Below are 23,002 nucleotides of genomic sequence, written 5' to 3' on the forward strand. Positions count from 1 at the left end.
ATTAAATGGAAACTGCTACTTATCAAATGAGTTTACGAGAAACACGCCACATCACTTTTTATATAAAAGGCGAGCGCCATATGGTGCCTGCTTACAGCCAGATTGAAAATATAAAGGGGATGGTAAAGGTAAAGTTTGTGTTTTTAGACAAAAACCAGATAACCGATATTGACCATGTAATTGCCGATAATGCGGCCGGATATGTAAAAATGATCACATCAAAGGGTAACCCATTCAATACCGGCGCCCTGTTCGATCAGCTTTTTGTTTGGTTTGATTATATTATTAAAATGCAATAACGATGGCTGATAGTAAATCAGGGGGGAATAAAAATTCGTTGCCAAGCGTGTGTTATGCAGAAAGTGCTGCCGAAGACTGTGGTTGCGAATTATGCCAGCAACGGCATGGTTACCGTATTATGTATAATATAAAAACCAAGCATTTTTACCGACAATATCACGGTAAGTTGAAGATAGATCAGGATGAAAAGTCCGGCAATATCATCGGTATGGACTGGTCAAAAAAATAAACGGTGGTTGGGGGCTTTACCAGCGCCAATTATGCAACTTGCATGGCAGGTTTCAGCATTTCATAAACATCTATCTCCAATATGCGGCAAACGTCAATCAAACGCTGCACGGTAAGGTGGCAACGGCCAAGTTCCAGTTTGCTGTAAGCGTTTTGCGATACGCCAAGACAGGCGGCAACATACTCTTGCTTATACTGCAACGCCAGCCTGCGGTTGCGGATAGTTTCAATTAGTAATTGTAAATCAAACTGCATTATCGTTAAATATTAATACATGGTAACAGGGTATTATAACCATCTACGTAACAACTATATATGTGGTTTGTGTTTGGTGCTGTATTGTTTAATTAATAAGTTAAATAATTAAATGGCCCGCTTGTTTATAAGGGCAGCGTTTGTGAAATCAGCCGGCACCTTAACCAAACGCTAAGTTTACCCATCTTAAAATAATCTTTCGCAGGGCCGGTTAAAATCCATTTGCTTTCAATTATATTTGGTTACTACCTATCTAAATATTATGCAAGCTGCCCATACCTGGTTTTCGCGCCGCAATATTGTTATTGCTGTGTCCCTCTTTACCTTAATCTTAGCTGTTACACTGTTTTGGTTTTATAAGCAAAAAAAAACCACTACCGATAACCAGGCTTTCAGCAAGTACATCGAATCGTACACGGCGGGGGTTATCTCTAAAGAAAGTACCATCCGCATTAAACTGGCCAACCAGGTACAAACCACACACGCCCAAAATCAGGAGCTGGACAACGATGTATTCAGCTTTTCGCCATCGGTAAAGGGCAAGGCCTATTGGGTAGATGCACAAACTATTGAATTTAAGCCCGCGGAAAAGCTCGATCCCGATAAGGAATACAGCGTTGATTTTGATCTGGGGGACATCACTAAAGTCCCCGGCGATTTGGAGCATTTCGAGTTTACATTCCAAACTATCAAGCCGGATTTCAGCATCTCGTTCGTAGGGGTGCAAAGTGCCACCAATACATCGTTAGATAAGATGAAATTGACCGGCACCGTGCAAACTGCCGATAAGGAAGACAACGCGAACGTGGAAAAACTGATCAGTGCCGAATATCCTGCCGCCGGGGCCATTACCTGGCAGCACCACCCGGCCACCAAAATGCACGATTTTACGGTAAATAACCTGTCGCGGGCCACCGGTAAAGCTACCCCGCTGATCATGAACTGGGACGGCGGCGTGTTAGACGTCAATAAAAAAGGAAACCAGCAATTTGAGGTACCTGCCGTAGGTGTGTTTAAATTATTGGGTATAAAGGCCATGCAGGAGCAGGACCAATACGTGTTGTACCAGTTTAGCAACCCTATCCGGATAGGGCAGGAACTAAACGGTTTGCTGGGGCTGAACAACGTGGCCGATCTGGCCTACACCATTGAAGGCAGCATGGTAAAACTGTATCCGCCCGATCATGTGCAGGGTAATTACAACGCTTTTGCCATTGCCGGGGTTGAGGATATCAACCGTAAAAAACTGGGCACCAATTATACGGCCAACGTGTTTTTTGAGAACCGGCTGCCATCAGTTACCATACCAGGCAAGGGCGTGATTTTGCCCAGCAGCGGCAAGCTGATGATGCCTTTCGAAGCCACCAATCTGAACGCAGTGGATGTGAGCATTATTAAGATCTATGAGAACAACGTACCGCAATACTTTCAGAACAATAATTTTGATGGTGAGCAGCAACTGCGCCAGGTAGGTAAACCTGTGGTGCAAACCACCATTAGGCTGGATAACGACCGCAGCCTGAACCTGAATAAAAAGAACCGTTTTATGCTGGATATTGACCGCCTGTTGCGTACCGAGCCGGGGGCAATTTACCGGGTGGTGATCGGGTTCAGGCAATCGTATTCCGTTTACAATTGTAAGGCAGGTAAGGTAAAATCTGTTGTGGATGATGCTACGGATAATGAAGAAAGTGAAGGCGATTACAGCGAAGGTGAGGGCGATTATAACGGAAGTGGTATTGATGACGACGACGATTTTTGGAGCCGTTATGATAGCTACTACCCGGCAGGTTATCGCTGGAACGAACGCGACGATGCCTGCAGCACATCTTATTACACTAAAGATAAATGGGCAACCCGTAACATCATCGCGTCAAATATCGGGCTGATAGCCAAACGCGGCAACGATAACAGTATGATGGTGGCCGTAACCAATATTTTAACCGCTCAACCCATGAGTGGTGTAGATGTGGAACTGCTGGATTACCAGAAGCAGGTGATCTACAAGGGCACATCAGACGGCGACGGCTTTGCCAATTTTACGTTAAAACGCAAACCCTATTTGCTGGTAGCTAAAAAAGGAGCGGAGCGTGGCTATTTAAAACTGGATGATGGTAACGCCCTGCCGCTATCGCGCTTTGACGTGAGCGGCGAGCAAATTCAGCACGGTTTAAAGGGATTTATTTATGGCGAGCGTGGTGTTTGGCGCCCCGGCGATTCGATCTTTGTTTCTTTTATCCTGGAGGATAAACTCAAAACCCTGCCGCCCGATCACCCGGTCGAATTTGAATTTTACAACCCGCAGGGGCAGTTGTATAAAAAGCTGGTGAAGACAAAATCTGTAGATGGGTTTTATAGTTTCCATGTGGCAACAACTACCTCATCGCCAACGGGCAACTGGAGCGCGAAGGTAAAGGTAGGTGGCGCCTTGTTTGAGAAAAGCCTGAAGGTAGAAACCATTATGCCCAACCGCCTCAAACTCGACCTGAACTTTGGCAACCAAACCGAACTGACCAAAGGCAGCGGCAGCAATGGCGTATTAACGGCCAAATGGCTGTTTGGGGGTATCGCTCAAAACTTAAAGGCCAAGGTCGATGCGTTTTTATCGGCACAAACTACCAGCTTTAAAAACTTTGAGGGCTACACATTTGACGATCCAACCCTGCCATTTAATACCCAAACGCAAACTGTTTTTGATGGCAAGTTAGACGAGAACGGTACCACACCGATAGATGCAGATATCAATGTAGAGAAACAGGCGCCCGGCCAGCTTAAGGCCAATTTTTTAGTGAAGGTGTTTGAGCCGGGCGGTAATTTCAGCATCCAGCAGGTAAGCAAACCCTATAATGTTTACCCCGGTTATGTGGGAATTAAAATGCCGCAAGGTAGTTCATTGAGCGATATGCTGACAACAGGTGCCGACCACCAGATAGCAATTGCCGATGTGGATGTAAAGGGCAACCCTTTTGCGGGCATCCGGAATGTGGATGTGGAACTGTACAAAATTCAATGGCGCTGGTGGTGGGACCAAACCGGCGACGAGATGAGCAACTTTACGCAGAACCAGTTTAATAAGCTCATCACCACGCAATCCGTAAGGTTAACCAACGGCCGCGGAAACTGGACGCTGCATGTAAACCAAAATGACTGGGGCCGGTATCTGATCAAGGTAAAAGACCGGGCTACGGGCCACTCTACCGGTAAGATCATTTATGTCGACTGGCCAAACTGGGCCGAACGCCTGCAGCAGGATAACCCAACCGAGGCGGCGATGCTGTCCTTTACATCTGATAAGAAAAGCTATAAGGTAGGGGAAGAGGCCACGCTGACTATCCCTACCGGCAGCGACGGCCGCGCGTTGATCAGTTTTGAGAATGGCAGCAAGGTTGTAAAGGCCGTTTGGACGGATACTAAAAAAGGCCAAACCCAATACAAGTTTAAAGTAGAGGAAGGCATGGCTCCTAACGTATTTGTAAACGTAACGCTATTGCAGCAACACGCCCAAACGGTTAACGATTTACCGATACGGATGTATGGCGCGATACCCATCAAGGTAGACAACCCCGCAACGGCGCTGAAACCGATGATTAATATGCCGGATAAGATAAGACCGCAAACCCCGTCGGCCATAACTGTTTCGGAAGCCTCGGGTAAGGAAATGACCTACACCATTGCGATTGTAGATGAGGGCATATTGGACCTCACCAATTTTAAAACACCCGATCCGCATGAGTCATTCTATGCCCGCGAGGCACTGGGCGTAAAAACCTGGGACTTGTTTGACTATGTGATTGGTGCCTATGGCGGTGGTTTAGAGCGCATCCTGAGTATTGGCGGCGATGGCTCGTTAGGCAGCAACCGCAATATCTCGGTAAACCGCTTTAAGCCGGTTGTGAAATTCCTGGGGCCGTTCCATCTCAATAAAGGTGAATCGCAAACACAGAAGTTTACGCTGCCGCAATACATAGGCTCGGTAAGGGCGATGGTGATTGCCGGGCACGATGGCAGCTATGGATTTGCTGAAAAGGCCGTGGCCGTTAAAAAGCCGCTGATGATCCTGGCTACGCTGCCACGGGTGCTTGGCCCGTCGGAGAAATTCCAGCTGCCGGTTACCGTATTCGCGATGGAGAATAACATCAAAAACGTGAGTATCACGGTACAGTCTAATACGTTTAACAGCGCGCAGGGTAACCAGCGTACCATCACCTTCACCAAACCCGGCGACCAGGTGGTAACTTTTGAGATGGATGTGAAGAATATGGTAGGTGTGGGCAAGGTTCGCATCATCGCCAAAAGCGGTAACGAAACATCGGTAGAAGATGTGGAGCTTAATATACGTAACCCAAACCCGCCGGTTACCAGGGTGATTGAGAAAGAGATCCAACCCGGCCAAAGCTGGAGCAGTAACTACGCAGCGGTTGGGATGCAAGGCAGTAACAAGGCCACGCTGGAAGTTTCGGCAATCCCGGCCCTGAACCTGGCTAAACGGTTAAATTATCTGATCCAGTATCCGCACGGTTGTGTGGAGCAAACTACCTCGTCGGGTTTCCCGCAACTTTATTTGGATCAGTTGATGGACCTGTCAGCAGGCAAACGTGCCGAGGTGCAAGAGAATATCAAGCGGACCATTGGCAGGCTCAACGGCTTCCGGGTGGTTAATGGCGGCTTAAGCTACTGGCCGGGCGAGGGTGATGCCGATGAATGGGGCACCAACTACGCCGGGCACTTTATGCTGGCGGCCCAGGCCAAAGGTTATACGCTGCCCGTTGGGTTTTTAGAGGGTTGGAAGAAATTTCAGAAACAAAAGGCGCTCAACTGGGCACCAGATGCAAAAACCTATTATGGCGCCGATCTTACTCAGGCATACCGCCTATACCTGTTGGCTATGGCGCGCGTACCCGAATTGGGCGCGATGAACCGGTTGAAAGAATATAAATTTCTGAGCGAACAGGGCAAATGGCGTTTGGCAGCCGCCTACAAACTGGCCGGTCAGCCGGAGGTTGCCTTGCAAATGATCAGAGGGTTAAGCACAAGCGTGAAACCTTATAATCAAATGTACGGCACCTATGGGTCAGATCTGCGGGACGAGGCAATGATATTGGAAGCACTTACCCTGCTGGGCCAGCGACAAAAAGCAGCGGGCTTGCTACAAACCGTAGCTGCAGATCTTTCACAGGATAGCTGGTACAGTACACAAACAACGGCATACTCTTTATTAGCAATTGCCCAGTACAGCGGCCAAAACCGCACCCCCGATAAATTGCTGTTCAATTACCAGGCAGGTAAGGCAACGGGAACTATAAAATCGGGTTCTGCATTGTGGCAGCTGCCGGTTAACGGCAGCGGTGGGCAAGCCATAGTGAAAAATATCGGCAGGAATGTATTGTATCTGAGGTTGATCCAGCAGGGCCAGCCCACACCGGGCCAGGAAACCGTAATTGCCAATAATCCGGATGTATTAGAAATGAACGTTAGCTACATGAGTATGGGCGGCAAACCGGTAAATGTAGCCGCGCTTAAACAAGGCACGGATTTTATTGCTAAGGTAACTGTACGAAACCCGGGGAGCAGGGGCCGGTACGATAATATGGCGCTTACACAGATCTTCCCATCGGGATGGGAAATACTGAATACGAGGATGCTGAATAATGACGAGGTTTATAAATCGTCGCCATCCAATTACCAGGACATCCGCGACGATAGGGTGAATACCTATTTCGGCCTGGCTGAACGCGAGACCGTAACTTATTATGTAATGCTTACCGCGGCCTACACGGGCAGGTATTATTTACCGGCCACCTATTGCGAGGCCATGTACAATTCATCTATCAACGCGTTAGAAAAGGGCAGCTGGGTTGAAGTGGTTAAATGATAAAGGCAGCCGGATCATCGTTCCGTTCAAGCGGTGGATGACCAGGCGGAAGGCAGCAGTATTGTTAATGATGGCGGTACTACTGCTGTTGTTTTTGTTTTGCCTGCCAAAGCGGCTTTTTAACAGCCCTACATCTTTTGTGATCGAAGATAGAGACGGCGTGCTCTTGGGTGCATCTATCGCTGCCGACGGTCAGTGGCGGTTCCCGTACAATGCCAGCGTGCCCGATAAGTTTAAACAGTGTATAATCGCCTTTGAAGATAAACGCTTTGAGCACCACCCCGGCGTGGATATGCTGGCTTTCGGCAGGGCTATTAAACAAAACCTGAGTGCCGGCCATGTGACCAGCGGCGGCAGTACCATCAGCATGCAGGTGATTAGGCTGGCCACGCATCACCACCGCAACTTTTGGAATAAACTTTTAGAGATGGTAATGGCCCTGCGCTTAGAACTTACCCGTAATAAAAACGAAGTGCTGGCCCTGTATGCCAGTAATGCGCCGTTTGGCAGTAACGTGGTGGGGTTGGATGCGGCATCGTGGCGGTACTTTGGCCGCAGCCCGGATAAGCTTTCCTGGGGAGAGATGGCGGCATTGGCGGTGCTGCCTAACTCGCCCTCGCTGGTGCATCCCGGTAAAAACCGGTCGGTACTATTAAAGAAACGCAATCAACTTTTAGATAAACTAAGGGCCAAAGGAGTTATCGATAAAAGTACCGCCGACTTATCCAAATTGGAACCCATGCCCGATAAGCCGGTACCCCTGCCGCAATACGCGCCGCATTTGCTGGCCCGTTTTGTAAGCGATCATAAAAATGATCCGCAAACAAACACCCGTTTAACCACTACCATCAAGGCCAATTTACAGCAGCAGGTAACGGACATTATTCAGCGGCACCACATGGTTTTGCAGGCTAATCATATTAATAACATCGCGGCTATTGTGCTGGATGTAGAAACCGGCGCGGCATTAGCTTACGCAGGGAACATCTACCACAGTAATGACCCGTTGATGGAGAGCAGTGTAGATGTAATAGATGCCCCGCGTAGCCCCGGCAGCACCTTAAAACCGCTGATGTATGCCGCGATGCTGCACGACGGTTTGATACTGCCGCAAAGTTTAGTGCCTGATATCCCCACACAAATTGCAGGATACCACCCCGAGAATTTCGACCTGGGGTATGATGGGGCGGTTCCTGCGTCGAAGGCTTTGGCGCGTTCGCTGAATGTACCCGCCGTTAAGCTGTTACAGAAATTTAAGTATGAACGTTTTTATGATTTTTTAAAGAAGACAGGTATCACCACGCTTAAACAACCGGCAGATTATTATGGGCTTTCGTTGATTTTAGGTGGTGGCGAAAACTCACTTTGGGAACTGACCGGTACTTATGCGGATATGGCACGGGTGCTTAATCACTACAAAAAATACGATGGCCAGTACGATCCGGCAGATTATCACGCTCCAGTATATGCGCCAGTTGTTTACCAAAAGCCGGAACTGGAAAGGACCGGGCTGCTTGACGCAGGATCCATCTACTATACCTTAGAGGCTATGGAAGAGGTAATGCGCCCCGGCGAAGAAATGCTTTGGCAGCAGTTTGGATCTACCCAGCGCGTGGCCTGGAAAACCGGCACCAGTTTTGGTTTCAGGGATGGATGGGCAATAGGCATTACGCCTAAGTACGTGGTGGGCGTTTGGGTTGGCAATACCTCCGGCGAGGGCAGGCCGAATTTAACGGGTATCAATACCGCCGCGCCCGCCATGTTCGAGATCTTCAGGTTGTTGCCCGTATCGCGCGAATGGTTTGAGAAACCCATTGGCGAAATGGTGAAAATAAAGGTTTGCCACCAAAGTGGTTTCCGGGCAGGAGAATATTGCGATAACCCGGACGAAATGTATGTACCGCAAAGCGGGTTGCGGTCGCCAGTATGCCCTTATCATCAGTTAGTACACCTGGACAGGAATAAACAGTACCAGGTGAACAGCGATTGTTTGGCACCCGACCAGATCATCAACCAAAATTGGTTTGTGCTGCCACCCTCGATGGAGTATTATTATAAGCCCAAAAATTACCAGTACAAAACCCTACCGCCATTTAAACCCGGCTGCGCGGAAGCGGATAAGGCCCAACCGCTGGAATTGATCTACCCCAAGGATGGCGCGAAGGTTTATATCCCCTTAGAGGCCGACGAAAGTCGCGGACGTATCATTTGCAACGCCGCGCACAGGCAAGCGGGTACCAAAGTGTTTTGGTCGTTAGATGATACCTTTGTCGGAACCACTAAAGATTTTCACCAGTTATCTATTAACCCTGCACCCGGCAGTCATAAACTGACCCTTGTTGATGGGGATGGCAATACCGTCAGGATAAATTTCACAGTGCTGGATAAGGATAAGTAGGTGCGGCGATATTAAAGAAGCAATGCAGAACAAGGGCCATACAATGCTCAAGTAGCATTATATTTGTGTGTTAATTAATATTATGGATACATCAGGAAAAGCTTCCATCACCGCGATTGTTGACGTGCACGCACCTTTAGAGACTGTTTGGGCTGCATGGAATACCCCCGGCGATATTATGCAATGGAACAACGTTACTGACGAGTGGCACACGCCAACGGTGGAAAATGATTTGCGCCCGGGCGCTCGTTTCCTGTATGTAATGGGGCTTAAAGATGGCAGCTTTAATTTTAATTTCGAAGGTATTTATGACGAGGTAAAAGCTTACGAGTTAATCAGCTATACGCTTGATGACGGCCGTAAATCTACCATAACCTTTAAAGCTCATGGCGAAACTGTACGTGTAACGGAAGTTTTTGAACCCAATAACAGCGACCCTATAGAGATGCAGTCGGCTTTTTGCCAGGCAGTATTGCATTCATTTAAGCGGCATGTTGAAGGCAACCTGGCTAAACTTTAAAAGAGGTAAAAGTAGTGCGGTGATAAAATCTTCGCAGCGCACCATACCCCTTTAGGGGTTACCGCTTTTTAGAATAAATAAAGAGACCCTTTGCGCCGTAGGTGCAACCCTACGAATGCATGCTTAAGAGAGGTAACCTCTAACGAGGCAAAATTACGCTTTGTGTTTGCTACAAAGCGGTAGCTCCTAACGGAGCAAATTTGAATATTCAAGCGCTGAAACGGACGTACGACCCATATCTTCTTAGCGAACCTTACCCCTTTAGGGGTTACCGCTTTGTAGAATAAATAACGAGATCCTTTGCGCCGTAGGTGCAACCCTAACGAATACATGGATGGCGAAAAGGGTAGCCTCTAAAGAGGCAAAACTATGCTTTGTGTTTGGCTACAAAGCGAAAGCTACTAACGTAGCAAATTAGCTTTTATATTTTACACGTAAATAGTTCGCTATTGATTCGAGGTCTAGCTCCTCATGCAAGAAACAACTTAACATTAATATATTTAATTATTTCGCCACCTCTGCCATACTAATATCGCTGGCGCCATAATTTCTTAGCACATCTACCGCTTCCTGTGCTTCCAACGCTGTTTGGGTGTAAACGTATAGCTTAAGCCCTTCCAGCTTCAGTTGATCTTCTTCAAATTCGTTGCCTAAAAGGTATTCCTGTGCGTCTTCAGCGTGTTCCATCTGGTCAAAAGTGCCGCTGGTGATATGTGGTGTCATAGTTTAAGTATTTAGCCCAACTACAATAAATATGATGCCAGTAATTTCAAACGACCGGTAAGCCGGATGATTTAATTGTAAACTATAGAGGCCGGTCTAACTCCCGGATCTGTGCTTTATATTTGGCCGGCAGCAGCATATCACGCAGCAAATGTTGTAAACCAATTTTGCTTGTTAGTTTGTAAGCAGCAAGCACAGGCATCAAACCTTGAGCATCCGGCAGGCGCAACATTTTACGCACCGTTGGTGGCGTTACCAAGCCTTGCACCTTGAGCAGCAGCCAATAACGCGGGCCGCCCAGGTGTTTTCGGTATTGTTTAAAAAGATCGGCAGTGAGGCTGCCAAAGGCCATATTTTGCTGTAAATGTTCGGTACGCATAATTAACCAAGCGTTGTAATTGCCCGGTAATCCCTTCAACCCCATACGGTTACCTACGTTATAAAAAACATCAAAAACTTCGCTCTTTTCCTCGGGTGTTAGCTTACGTTCCAGCAATTCGTAAGCCCTTATCGTATAATCTATCAGCATAAAAAGCACATCGCGGTAAGCCCAGTCGGGGATCTGCGCACCACGTGCGGCTTCTACGTATTGGTGTATGGCCGTTATCTGGTCTATTGCGGCATACGCATTGTTTTCCGTCGAAAATAAAATTTTGCGGGAGTAGGTTACAGTAGCGAATAGCCTGCCCAATGGGTCGGCGGGGAGTTTGCCGGTAAAATACAGCCAGTCTACCGCTTTATTCAACGCAAATTCTGCCGCTGCCCCGGCAAAAATAAACAGCACGGTATCGGCCTTTCCCCAAATCTTCCGCACTATCGAACTTTCATCAACAAAGTATTTTACAGGCATTTAATCATACTTTCTGTTATCCATACCAGCATTATGCCCAGGGTGTACATTAACATATCCATCCATGCGAAATCCGTGCCCATTATTAAACGCGCAGCACCAGAATTTTGCAACCCTATTAAATTGATAAAATGAAAATATTGCAGGGCCTCTATCAGGCAGGCAAATAACAGCACGCCAATTACCACGTGGTTTATATTGCTGTTAACAAAAGTCTTCACAAAACAATACAAAAGGATCACCACCAGGAAATCGCCCCCAAATGGGCGGATAAAATCATCGTGCATGTACATACCAATCAGCACCTCAATAACAAAAAGCAATATGGTTACCGCAAAATAAACAGGGTTAAATTTAAGCATAATGCGCTACAGCGAATTGGTTTTAAAAGAGTTTAACCGTTTAATATTATGATAGCAAAACGCGAGCGGGATAATACTAATCACGCCAAAGGAACAATCTATCAGCCGCCAAAAAATTGGGATCTGCCTGATGCTGCCCGCAATGAATGCCAGCGGGATAATACACACGCAGGCGATCATGCCGAATTCAATTACCCAAATATTTTTAACCGGATCCTTTAACGGGCCGATAAATAACACCGCCAGCATCAGGTGCGCAAAGGCCAGCCAATCGGTGCCATAACTTAGGTACGGGTATTGCTGGTTAGTGGCTACAATTGCAGCATAAATGGTTTGCAGCCAATTCGTCATTACCGTTGGGTAAAGGCTATAATACTTCACCAACCATCGCAATTCACTTTCGATAGGGAACGCGGTGAGTCCGCTTAATGCAAGGCCAAAGATCATGATCCAGATGCAGGTTTTTGTTTGTGATAATAAACGATGAACGTCCATTTTATTTATTTATTAAAAGTACTTTGTAATGCAAAGTAAATAGATAAATTTTGATTTAGCAAATTATATTTTGCCGGCTTTCAAGTATTGTAAGTGGGGTGTGGATCGTTTTGTAATCATTTGGTAAAACAAATTATAGATATGGTTGATTAAAGGAAAGGAGCCGGTTTCTGTTTATGAGTTTGGGAAAATGGCCGTATCTTTATAAAAACAGAATAATATGAATACTGAAAAAGCCATTTTGGCCGGCGGTTGCTTTTGGGGGGTCGAAGAATTGTTTAGGCATTACCCGGGCGTTATATCAACTGTAGTTGGTTACACCGGCGGCGATGTACCAAACGCCACCTATCGCAATCACGGCTCGCATGCCGAAGGGATAGAGATCGTATTTGATCCCGAAAAATTATCGTACCGCAAACTTTTGGAATATTTTTTCCAGATCCATAACCCAACCACCCGTAACAGGCAGGGTAATGACATCGGCGAATCTTACAGGTCGGCTATATTTTACCTGGACGAAACCCAGCAGGAAACCGCCAATGCTTTGATCGCAGAGATGGATGCATCCGGCGTGTGGCCCGGTAAAATAGTTACCCAGGTTGTGCCTGCAACTGATTTTTGGAATGCAGAAGAAGAACACCAGGACTACCTACAGAAAAACCCGTACGGTTACACCTGCCACTTTGAACGGCCCGACTGGAAGTTGAGCTAATTAATATGCAAGCTTAAGTTCAATAATAAAAAGGGGCGGCTGTTACTTTAGGGTAACAGTTGCCCCTTTTTTCATAAGCAATTTGTTTGTGTTTTACTGTTGATGAGTATTGTTATTTCTTTTTTATCTGCCAGACTCAAGGTTGCCGCAAGCACTCGTTTTGCCTGCCCGTTTTTCAGTTGTAGTATTACTACGTCACCCAGCCATTTATCGTAAATCAATTCAGCCTTAATGATATCCTTGTAGGCGATAAATAGCAGTTTTTCTTTCAGGAAGAAAAGGTTAAAAAGCGGCTTGTATTTAGAAGGTCGGTTTTCACCGAACGGAAAGTAATAAACACCCTGCTCATCTAACTTTAGCCGAAGAATTTTCCGGGCATTTTTTAAATAAAGTATGCCCGATATTAAGATTACAAGGAAGATGATCCCCAACATAACTTCCGGGAATCCGGTGAATGTTTCCAGGAAAAACTGAAACCCTGCTGTTACCGAATGATCTGTGAGCATGACAAAGTATAACGGAAATAAGCCCATCAACACGAGGATGATACCGGCGGCAATAGCCCTTGATGCTGGGAGGTAGTAGGCTTTTATCATATGAAGATTAAACAATTTAATACTGAGTTGTTTTGTAACTGTACAGATGCAATGATTGGTAACACGAGTGATAAGCAAATTATTACTGCAATATGAAAGTACTTTTACCCTGTTTTTTTTAGTAGACACATCAAAAAAAATGCTGCCGGGCGGGCGCCCGTGCAGCATTTAATATTACCATTAATTACAGAAGAGACATTTTAAAACTTACCAGAATTTAACATAAAGCATGGTAAGCAGCATTAAGGTTACGATGATGAGTGCCAACGTGCCCTTATCAACCTTGAACATGTGTTTAGGGATATCCAGCGCTTTAGGGTTAATTTTAGGCCCGGCAAGACTGATTACGGCCATTACTAAAACGGTAAAGAAAAACGACAAGCCCATACAGATCAAAAATGGAATTTGCCAGGTGCCTTTGGCATCCCCTGTAGGGAAGGCCGTATACAGCAGTGTTTCGTGCCCGAATAAGGCCGGCGCAAAATTGTTGAACAACACCGACATGGCAAAGCTGGTTAAGATCCCGGCAATGGCCGCTGCGCCTGTGGTGCGTTTCCAGAAGAATCCTAATATAAATATGGCAAAGATGCCGGGGCTAATGTAGCCCGTATATTTTTGAATGTAGGTAAACCCCCCCTCGCCGCTAATGCCTAAAAGATCTTTCCAGGTAAGGATGATGGAGAATACCAGTGCCGCCAGGATCACGATCTTGCCGGTGATCACCATTTTCTTTTCGCTTGCGCCTTTGTCTATGTGTTTTTTATAAATATCGAGCGTAAAGATGGTACTGATACTATTAGCCTTACCTGCCAGCGATGCAACAATGGCGGCGGTAAGTGCAGCAACAGAAAGCCCTTTAAGTCCGGTTGGTAAAAAGCCGAGTATAGCAGAATAGGCGTTATCTGAATTGAAGTGCCCGCCCGACGACATCTCCTGTTGAAGCCCGCCATTTTTGTATAGTACATAAGCAGCAATACCCGGTAATACTACGATGATCGGCATAGCCAGTTTCATTAAACCGGCGAACAGGATCCCGGTACGGGCGGTCTTCAGATCGGCACCTAGAGCACGTTGGGTGATGTATTGGTTACAGCCCCAGTAGTTAAGGTTTACAATCCACTGGCCGGCAAAATACATGGCAATGCCAGGCAGGGCCAGGTACTTGTTGATCTCGGCCTGTGGTGCACCGGGTTGTGGTTTAGCCATTATCATTTTAAAATGCTCGGGCGCATCTTTAAACATGGCGCTTAAACCCGCTATGGCATCGTGGCCCAAACCAAATTTTTCGCTTACCAGGGTAAGGGCGATGTAGGTTGTGGCTAAACCGCCTACTACCAATACCAATACCTGTATAACATCTGTAAAACCGATCACCTTCATGCCGCCAAGTGTTATAAACAAGGCGAATACGGCTAAGGCGATAATGATCTCATGCAGGTAACCACCCCCGGCAAGGCTGTTTATAGCCAACGCACCCAGATATAATATAGAGGTTAAATTCACCAGCACATATAACAGCAGCCAAAAAATGGCCATGATAAAGCTCACCGTTTCGTTGTAGCGGGTGTGCAGGAACTGCGGCATGGTAAAGATCTTATTTTTAAGAAAAATGGGGATAAACCATACCGCTACAATAATAAGTGCAATAGCGGCCACCCACTCGTAGGCGGCAACGGCCAAACCTACTGCAAAGCCCTGCCCGCTGGTGCCGATAAACTGTTCGGCAGAGATATTGGAGGCAATTAGCGAAGCCCCGATGGCCCACCAGGTAAGCGACCCTTCGGCAAGGAAGAAATCCCTACTGTCTGATACACCCTTGATCTTTTTGCGGCTGTACACCCAGTAACCATAACCGGATACTACAACAAAGTAGATCACAAAGATGATGTAATCTATATGCGTAAATTTATTCATAATTTGATTGCTAACTGGTTTAATTGTTTTGATAAAGCAGGCAGCAATGGTCCCATCCGGCCGCCTGCTTTATGTGTTTTACCGGTACGAAACATCGTTCCAGCGTAATTCGTTACGGAATTGTTCGATAGTTGTGCCTTTACCAATACGCAGAAACTCTATACCTGCCATATCGGCAAAGTCCTGTAATTGTTCTGCCGTTAAATTCTGGCTGTAAGCGGTATGGTGCGCACCCCCACCGTAGATCCAGGCCGCACAGCCTGTTTTCATATCGGGCAGTGGTTTCCAGAGCACACGGGCTACCGGCAATTTCGGCAGGTCGTTTTGCGGCTCAACGGCTTCCACCTCATTGATGAGCAGGCGGAAGCGGTTGCCCATATCAATCAGCGATGCATTCAACGCATTACCACCGGCTACGTTAAATACCAAACGGGCCGGGTCGGCCTTGCCGCCAATACCCAGCGGGTGCACTTCTAAGGCAGGCTTGCCACTGGCTAACGACGAATCTATCTCCAGCATATGCGAACCCAGTACCAACTCATTATTCGGGTCGAAGTGGTAGGTGTAGTCTTCCATGAAGGCGTTACCACCCGGCAGGCCGCTGCCCATTACCTTGAAGGCGCGTACCAAAGCAGCTGTTTTCCAGTCGCCCTCGCCGGCAAAGCCATAACCGGCTTCCATTAAACGTTGTGATGCAATGCCCGGCAGCTGCACCATTCCATGCAGATCTTCAAATGTATCGCTAAAGCCCTTAAAGCCACCATCTTCCAGGAATTTCTTCAAACCCAGTTCTATCTTTGCAGCTTCATAAACAGAAGTGTAGTTATCACCGCTTTTTTTCAGCCTGGCATCCATCGTATAACTTGCCTCATACTCATCGGTAAGGGCGGTTACTTCCGCTTCGCTGATGCTATCGATCACCGCTACCAGGTCGCCTATGCCGTAGGTGTTTACCGAGAAACCGAATTTGGTTTCGGCCTCCACCTTGTCACCGTCGGTAACGGCAACAAAGCGCATATTATCGCCAAAGCGGGCAAATTTAGCACCCTGCCAATCGTGCCAGCCTGCTGCGGCACGTGCCCATCCGTTGATCTGGCCAAGCACTTCTTCATCTTGCCAGTGGCCCACTACTACTTTGCGGTTTTTGCGCAGGCGCGATACCATAAAGCCAAACTCGCGGTCGCCGTGGGCACTTTGGTTCAGGTTCATAAAATCCATATCGATGCTGCTCCAGGGGATATCGCGGTTGTATTGCGTATGCAGGTGCAGCATTGGCTTCTGCAGGATGTTCAAACCACGGATCCACATCTTGGCGGGCGAAAATGTATGCATCCAGGTGATGATACCGATACAGTTTGGCGCGATGTTAGCATCTTGTAACGTATTGTAAATTTCGTCGGTGCTTTTTACTACCGGTTTGTAAACAATACGTACAGGTATCTGTCCGGCGTTATTAAGGCCATCGGCAATATGCTGTGAGTGTACGGCCACCTGCTTAAGGGTTTCCTCTCCATATAAGTTCTGGCTCCCGGTGATGAACCAAACTTCAAATTCTTTAAGATCGATCATGTATTTAGTTAGTGAATTATTGAATTAGCGGATTAGTGATTTGTATAGTTTTAATTGATGGGTGATATCCTGAGCAAGGCGGCGCCGTGCAGGTTGATGGCTTGTTGATAGCTGTTTTTAAAAGTGCCTGCGCCTTGTTTCTTCCACAGGTCGCGCACTTTTACTTTGCCTTTTAAGCCCAGGCTGGCTAAATCAATAGCTATACTTTTATCGCTATCGCTGATGTTGAACAAAGCTACGTACAGGTCTTTACTGCCCTGCACATGCGAGTACCAAACCATTGCGCCATCTTTTTTATAAAGCTGTTTGGGGTTTTCGCCTTTTTGGTTGGCAGCCAATACTTCGGCGTTGGTAAATAGTTTTAGTTCCAGGTCGCGGTTTTCGGGCAGGTTGCCGCCTATCATCAGCGGCGACCGGTATATGCTCCAAAAGGTCATGTGTGTATATTGTTCGTCTTCGGTAAAGCGGCTGTAACGTTCTTTGCCAACCGGGCCGCGTTTGGATAGTTTACCAATCTGGATCATGTCCGCATCGGGCCAGTGACCGGGGCCGCCAACGCCTTCCCAGCTTTTTGCATAATCAAACATGTGTAATATCTCCTTCCAGTTATCCCAAAAATCGTCGGCCATGCGCCACATGTTGGCGTAATTGGTAGCATGTGCTGCCTGTGCCACAGGTGTTTCGCCCGGTGAAAGGCTTAAAACCATAGATCTGCCGCAGTTTTTGATGGCATTTTGGTAGCCCTCCACTTCGGCAGCGCTGTAAGGGCGGGAAAGATCATCTACCTTAATAAAATCTACATCCCAGCTTGCATATAGCTCCAGTATCGAATTCAAATATTCCTGTGCGCCGGGCTTTTTCATGTCGAGGCCGTACATGTGGTTCATCCATGGGCATTTGGAGTTGGTATCGGCAATCATATCCGCAGTGATTCCGTTGGTGCCTTTAACCGGTGATTTAGACCAAACCGCCTGGCGCGGGATGCCACGCATTACATGAATGCCAAACTTCAGGCCCTTGCCATGTACATAATCCGACAGGGGTTTGAACCCGGCACCATTTATAGCCGACGGGAATTTGTTGGGCTGCGGCATTAACCGGCCCCATTTATCCATTGTTAACCAGGGCACATAGGCACCATCGGGCAAACGCAATTGGAACGGGTTGCCAATGTTACTGCCCGGCGGGTTATCGTAGCTCCACAGAAAGTCAACCACAATATACTCCCAGCCAAAGGCTTTCAGGTTTGCCGCCATATAATCGGTATTGGCCTTTACCTCATCCTCATGCACTGCCGAGCCAAAACAATTATAACTGTTCCAGCCCATTGGCGGGGTAGCAGCGATTTTAGTTTGTGCAGATGCGTTAAAGCAAAACCTAAGGCAAGCAACAATTATGATAAGTTGGCGGAATTTCATGCTATTTATTCTCTGTAAAATTTAATTAATAAACTATTGAATCGATAAACAAATGAACTAACTCTGCCCGTAATACGAGTCCGGTCCGTGTTTGCGTTCGTAATGTTTTTTGATCAGTGCATCTTTTAACCGGGGGGCCTTAGCATTGATCTGTTCGGTTAAATAGGCCATGTGCGCTACGCTTTCTAAAACCGCGCTGTTATAAACCGCCTTATCGGCAGTTTTGCCCCAGGTAAAAGGGGCGTGGTTACCCACCAATATCATCTCCACTTCGTCATAGCTTAAGCCCGCGTCTTTAAAATGGTCGATTATCTGTAAACCGGTTTGGTATTCATAATTGCCCCGGATCATTTCGTCGCTCATGGGGGCGGCGCAGGGTATATCGGTTGTTAAGTGGTCGGCGTGCGTAGTGCCGAAGATGGGGATGCAGCGTTGCGATTGCGCCCAGGCCGTTGCAAAGGTGGAGTGGGTATGCGCGATGCCGCCGATGTTTGGCCAATTTTTGTATAGAACGGCGTGGGTTTTTGTGTCTGATGACGGCCGGTGATCACCTTCTACGGTGTTACCGTCAAAATCTACAATCACCATGTTGTCGGGCACAAGATCCTGGTAAGGTACACCGCTGGGTTTAATGGCAAAAACACCTAACGACCTATCGGCAGCGCTTACGTTACCAAAGGTAAAAAGCACCAGGCCAAGTTTTGGCAGCTGCATATTGGCGTGATAAGCCGTCTTTTTAATATGTTGATACTGGCTCATATTAAGCTGTTTGTAATTGATTGCTGTTTAATACACCGGTTTGCCCGGCAATATGCCCGCCAAGCTTTTGATATTGCTGATAACGTTTTTGGTAGACCGCCTGCAGCGCCGGGTTAGGCTCATAGGTTGCATCAAAACCACCACCCATTGCGCTCATGGCCTCCTCTACATTTGGATAAATACCGGCCACAACAGCGGCAAACATAGCTGCACCCAAAGCACAGGTATGGGTAAATTGATGGATACGGATAGGCATGCCCAACACATCAGCCATCATTTGCATAATAAAGGGCGATTTTTTTGCAACGCCGCCAATCCCGATAATGCCTTTCACCGGGATGCCTTCGCTGATAAAGCGGTCTACAATACTTTTGGCACCAAAGCAGGTAGCTTCTGCCAGCGCACGGAAAACACGCGGCGCATCGCTGCCCAGGTTAAGCCCGTTGATTACGCCTTTTAAAGCCTGATTAGCATCGGGCGTGCGGCGACCGTTAAACCAATCGACCGCCAGTTCGCTGCTTTCATTAACAGGTAGCAATGCGGCCTGGCGGCTCAACTCGGGGATGATCAGATCGGACAGTTCATCTCTCAAAGCATCTGCGGTAGCTTTATCCACCAGGGTAGATTGTGAAAGTAGGGTATTTACAGGCCATGATATTAAGCTTTTAAACCACGCGTACGTATCGCCAAAGGCTGATTGGCCCGCTTCCAGCCCCGTCATACCGGGTATAACCGAACCATTTACCTGCCCACAAATACCCTTAACCAGTTTGCCATCTATCTCTGCCGATGGCGCTACTAAAATATCGCAGGTAGAGGTACCCATTACCTTGCTTAAATAGTAAGGTTCTATCTGGCCGCCCACGGCACCCATGTGCGCATCAAACGCACCGGTACCTACCACCACATTGCTGTTAAGGCCTAGGCTTTTTGCCCATTCTGCGCTTAAAAGGCCTGCGGATTGGTCGGCAGTAAAAGTTTCTTTATAAAGTTTACCGGTTATCCCGGTCAGGAGAGGATCAAGCGAACTGAAAAAGCTGTCCGGGGGTAATCCATCAAATTCTTCGGCCCATAAGGCTTTGTGGCCGGCAGAGCAACGGCCGCGTTTGATATCGGCAGCGCGGGTGCCTCCTGTAAGCAGAAAAGGGATCCAGTCGCAATGCTCCACCCAGGAGTGCAAGGCCTGGTTAACGGCCTCATCAACCCGTACGATGTGCAACAGTTTTGCCCAAAACCATTCTGACGAGTAAATCCCGCCAACGTATTTCAAATAATTAATATCGAAGTTAGCAGCATGTGCATTGATCTCGGCTGCTTCTTTAATGGCAGTATGGTCCTTCCATAACACAAACATTGCGTTAGGGTTGGTTGCAAACTGCGGTAGCAAGGCTAAAGGTGTGCCGGTTGCATCTACCGCTACGGGGGTAGAGCCGGTAGTATCTATCGAGATGCCTTTTATCGCATCAGCTATTGTTGCCCCGCCCGCTTTTTGAATACAGTCTTTTATAGTTGTTTCAAGGCCTTCAATAAAATCTGAAGGGTGTTGCCTGAACTGGTTAAGGGCGGCATCGCAGTATAAACCTTGCCGCCAGCGTGGGTAATTAAATACCGAAGAGGCCACTTCCCGGCCATTTGCTGCATCAACAATCACGGAGCGAACAGAATCTGACCCATAGTCGACCCCAATCACATACTGGTCCTTACTCATAAATGGTTTTATAATTGAGTGTGTAAATAACACTTATTTTTTTACAAAAAGAAATTTTACTGAAAACAGTTAATTATTTTGTCGACAATGGCAAAACCAGTTAAGCCTGTAAAGAATCGGGATTAGGGATAATGTTGATAAACGCCTGGAAGTTTGCGTAATACTTTTGCATGTTTAGCTGGTAGTAGTATGCTCCGCGTTTAGATCCGGCTTTGTCTTTATCAGCCAACTTGATCAATAAACCGGTGGCTAATACTCGTTTACTAAAATTCCGTTTATCGATGCTGGTATTAAAAACGCTTTCATAAAGTATTTGCAACTGCGGAATAGTGAAGCGGGAGGGGAGCAATTCAAAAAGTATAGGGTGCAGGGCAGCTTTATAACGGATGCTTTTTTTGGCCATCTCAACCATTTCCTGATGGTCGAAGATCAATTTGGGGATGCGTTTAAGCGGGACCCACTCGGCATGAAAATCCGTACTAATCTGTTTTTCATACTTGTGGATGTCTACAAGCGCAAAGTAACTTACAGATAATGTGCGTTCTATGGGGTCGCGGTTGGTTTCACCGAACGAATACATCTGCTCCAGGTAAACTCCCTCTAAACCGGTTAGCTGTTTTAGGATGCGGTTTGCGGCCTGGTCTAAACTTTCATCAGATTGTACAAAACCACCCATCAGGCTCCATTTGTCCTTCTCGGGGTTAAAGCTTCTTTTAATGAGCAGGAGCTTTAGTGTTTCGCCATCAAAACCAAATACAATACAATCTACCGCAATTAAAAACCTGGTCTGTTTAGAATATTTTTGCATTTGAGGCGGCTTAGATTTACAAGTGTCGCGGACAAATATAGTTTAAGCGGGTATTAAAAAGATATTTCTTTAAAATTCATGATTAAAAAGGTTTTTCAGCTAATTAAACATTATTAAAGGTTTGATGATTACATCAAATATTTTAAGTGTTTATTTCACAATTAATAAAATTAAATTTTACCTTCGGTTTTGATGATGGCAGAAAGTGTCGATAATTGCGGGTAGTTCGATCCCAAAATTCATAAAAGGACTGAAGTCAGAACAAATTCAATTATAAATCAGCTTGATCTTCAAATTCCAATTTTTGAAGATACTTTTCACGACAATAGAATATGAGAACAAAAAATTACTCCTGTGAATTTTTTATTGTTTGCGCGCTGGCATTTTCGACTGCCTGCAACAGCCCGGCTGCAAAAAACGAAAGTCAAGCCGATTCGGCAACAGCCCGTACTGCACCCGCCGCACCAGCCTCAAAAAACTTTGAAGCCGAAGTAAACGGTAAGCAGGTAAGGTTGTACACACTCACCAACAAGGCCGGGGCCAGCGCAAGAATTACCAATTATGGCGGCAGAATAGTAAGCCTGATGGTGCCCGATAAAACCGGTAAACTGGTTGATGTGGTGTTGGGTTATGATAACGTACAAACTTACCGAAAACCAAAAGAACCTTTTTTGGGAGCTATTATTGGCCGCTATGGCAACAGGATTGCAAAAGGCAAATTTACATTGGGCGGCAAAGCTTACCAGGCAGATATTAACGACGGCGTGAACACCTTGCATGGCGGCTTTAAAGGTTTTTATGCGCAGGTGTTTGATGCGGTACAGGATGGGCAGACCCTGAATTTATCCTATACATCGTCGGATGGTGAAGGCGGCTACCCGGGCAAGCTTGTGGTAAAGGTTGCCTATACCCTTACCGACGATAACGCCCTGAAGATTGTTTACACGGCTACCACGAATAAGGAAACGGTTATTAATTTAACCAACCATGCCTACTTTAACCTCAATGGCGAAGGCAATCCCAGCATACTGGATAACAACCTAGTGATAAATGCCACGGGCTTTACTCCCGTAGATACCACCCTGATCCCGACAGGAAAGATACAGCCGGTTAAAGGTACCCCGTTCGACTTTACTACCGCTAAACCTATTGGTAAGGATATTGAGGCTAAAGACACCCAGTTAAGCAATGGTAAGGGTTACGATCATAACTTTGTGCTGGATAAAAACGACGGTACCAAACCTGTAGCTGTGGTAAGCAGCCCCTTAACAGGAATCACTATGGAAATATATACTACCGAACCCGGCCTGCAATTTTACAGCGGCAACTTTTTAACCGGTGCAACGCACGATGGCAAAGGCGGTAAGGCCTACGGACTGCGTTCGGCTTTTTGTTTGGAAACCCAGCATTTCCCCGATTCGCCCAATCAGCCATCGTTTCCTTCTACGGTTTTGAAGCCCGGCGCTACCTATCGTACCAGTACCACCTATAAATTTACAGTAAAATAATGCGGCC

Annotated in this window: 19 protein-coding genes; 7 read left to right on the plus strand and 12 right to left on the minus strand. The window is 46.8% G+C overall.

Annotated elements, in window-relative coordinates:
- Positions 1-26 precede the first annotated feature (26 nt).
- Entirely contained in the window at positions 27-299 is a 273-nt protein-coding gene (locus tag IDJ76_RS09600; RefSeq protein WP_191163082.1) for a hypothetical protein, read from the plus strand.
- Positions 300-301: 2 nt separating this feature from the next.
- Positions 302-529 carry a hypothetical protein gene (locus IDJ76_RS09605; protein WP_191163083.1) on the plus strand — a complete coding sequence of 76 codons (228 nt, stop codon included), beginning with the start codon at positions 302-304 and terminating at the stop codon, positions 527-529.
- Between the two features lie 29 nt (positions 530-558).
- Here the strand turns inward: IDJ76_RS09605 and IDJ76_RS09610 are convergent, their stop codons facing one another.
- Positions 559-783, minus strand: coding sequence for a helix-turn-helix domain-containing protein (locus IDJ76_RS09610; RefSeq protein WP_191163084.1), 225 nt, complete (start codon positions 781-783; stop codon positions 559-561).
- Positions 784-1,045: 262 nt separating this feature from the next.
- Here IDJ76_RS09610 and IDJ76_RS09615 point away from each other — a divergent pair, with 262 nt between their 5' ends.
- From IDJ76_RS09615 to IDJ76_RS09625, 3 genes are all read left to right on the plus strand, one after another.
- A complete protein-coding gene (locus tag IDJ76_RS09615; protein WP_191163085.1) occupies positions 1,046-6,655 on the plus strand; it encodes an alpha-2-macroglobulin family protein in 5,610 nt (1,869 codons plus the stop codon).
- Positions 6,639-9,053, plus strand: a complete 2,415-nt coding sequence (gene pbpC / locus IDJ76_RS09620; RefSeq protein ID WP_224746269.1) for a penicillin-binding protein 1C — start codon at positions 6,639-6,641, stop codon at positions 9,051-9,053. The genes IDJ76_RS09615 and pbpC overlap by 17 nt, the downstream gene beginning before the upstream one ends.
- A gap of 82 nt (positions 9,054-9,135) precedes the next feature.
- Positions 9,136-9,573, plus strand: a complete 438-nt coding sequence (locus IDJ76_RS09625; protein ID WP_191163086.1) for an SRPBCC domain-containing protein — start codon at positions 9,136-9,138, stop codon at positions 9,571-9,573.
- Between the two features lie 504 nt (positions 9,574-10,077).
- On the opposite strand, the gene IDJ76_RS09630 is transcribed toward IDJ76_RS09625, so the two are convergent.
- From IDJ76_RS09630 to IDJ76_RS09645, 4 genes are all read right to left on the minus strand, one after another.
- A complete protein-coding gene (locus IDJ76_RS09630) occupies positions 10,078-10,296 on the minus strand; it encodes a hypothetical protein (RefSeq protein WP_191163087.1) in 219 nt (72 codons plus the stop codon).
- 82 nt (positions 10,297-10,378) lie between these two features.
- Positions 10,379-11,146, minus strand: a complete 768-nt coding sequence (locus IDJ76_RS09635) for an oxygenase MpaB family protein (protein ID WP_191163088.1) — start codon at positions 11,144-11,146, stop codon at positions 10,379-10,381.
- Positions 11,137-11,508, minus strand: a complete 372-nt coding sequence (locus IDJ76_RS09640; RefSeq protein ID WP_191163089.1) for a ribosomal maturation YjgA family protein — start codon at positions 11,506-11,508, stop codon at positions 11,137-11,139. The genes IDJ76_RS09635 and IDJ76_RS09640 overlap by 10 nt, the downstream gene beginning before the upstream one ends.
- A gap of 6 nt (positions 11,509-11,514) precedes the next feature.
- Complete coding sequence (locus IDJ76_RS09645) at positions 11,515-12,003, minus strand: hypothetical protein (protein ID WP_191163090.1); 489 nt, start codon at positions 12,001-12,003, stop codon at positions 11,515-11,517.
- A 220-nt stretch (positions 12,004-12,223) separates the two neighbouring features.
- Between IDJ76_RS09645 and msrA the strand changes: the two genes are divergently transcribed.
- The gene (gene msrA / locus IDJ76_RS09650; protein WP_191163091.1) at positions 12,224-12,715 is read left to right on the plus strand and encodes a peptide-methionine (S)-S-oxide reductase MsrA; all 492 of its coding nucleotides are present in this window, start codon (positions 12,224-12,226) and stop codon (positions 12,713-12,715) included.
- A gap of 71 nt (positions 12,716-12,786) precedes the next feature.
- Here msrA and IDJ76_RS09655 read toward each other — a convergent pair whose 3' ends face one another.
- The 7 genes from IDJ76_RS09655 to IDJ76_RS09685 form a co-directional block, all read right to left on the minus strand.
- Entirely contained in the window at positions 12,787-13,311 is a 525-nt protein-coding gene (locus tag IDJ76_RS09655) for a hypothetical protein (RefSeq protein ID WP_191163092.1), read from the minus strand.
- 207 nt (positions 13,312-13,518) lie between these two features.
- Entirely contained in the window at positions 13,519-15,225 is a 1,707-nt protein-coding gene (locus IDJ76_RS09660) for a sodium:solute symporter family transporter (RefSeq protein ID WP_191163093.1), read from the minus strand.
- 78 nt (positions 15,226-15,303) lie between these two features.
- Complete coding sequence (araA, locus tag IDJ76_RS09665; RefSeq protein ID WP_191163094.1) at positions 15,304-16,794, minus strand: L-arabinose isomerase; 1,491 nt, start codon at positions 16,792-16,794, stop codon at positions 15,304-15,306.
- Positions 16,795-16,844: 50 nt separating this feature from the next.
- Positions 16,845-18,212, minus strand: coding sequence for a glycoside hydrolase family 27 protein (locus tag IDJ76_RS09670; RefSeq protein WP_191163095.1), 1,368 nt, complete (start codon positions 18,210-18,212; stop codon positions 16,845-16,847).
- 57 nt (positions 18,213-18,269) lie between these two features.
- Positions 18,270-18,971 carry an L-ribulose-5-phosphate 4-epimerase gene (locus IDJ76_RS09675; RefSeq protein ID WP_191163096.1) on the minus strand — a complete coding sequence of 234 codons (702 nt, stop codon included), beginning with the start codon at positions 18,969-18,971 and terminating at the stop codon, positions 18,270-18,272.
- A 1-nt stretch (position 18,972) separates the two neighbouring features.
- A complete protein-coding gene (locus IDJ76_RS09680; protein ID WP_191163097.1) occupies positions 18,973-20,679 on the minus strand; it encodes a ribulokinase in 1,707 nt (568 codons plus the stop codon).
- 100 nt (positions 20,680-20,779) lie between these two features.
- Positions 20,780-21,487: an NUDIX hydrolase gene (locus tag IDJ76_RS09685; RefSeq protein ID WP_191163098.1), complete on the minus strand. Its 708-nt coding sequence runs from the start codon at positions 21,485-21,487 to the stop codon at positions 20,780-20,782.
- Positions 21,488-21,819: 332 nt separating this feature from the next.
- Between IDJ76_RS09685 and IDJ76_RS09690 the strand changes: the two genes are divergently transcribed.
- Positions 21,820-22,995, plus strand: coding sequence for an aldose epimerase family protein (locus IDJ76_RS09690; protein ID WP_191163099.1), 1,176 nt, complete (start codon positions 21,820-21,822; stop codon positions 22,993-22,995).
- The last annotated feature ends 7 nt before the right edge of the window (positions 22,996-23,002 follow it).

Source organism: Mucilaginibacter glaciei (assembly GCF_014773245.1).
In the GTDB taxonomy this organism is placed as follows: Bacteria; Bacteroidota; Bacteroidia; order Sphingobacteriales; family Sphingobacteriaceae; genus Mucilaginibacter; species Mucilaginibacter glaciei.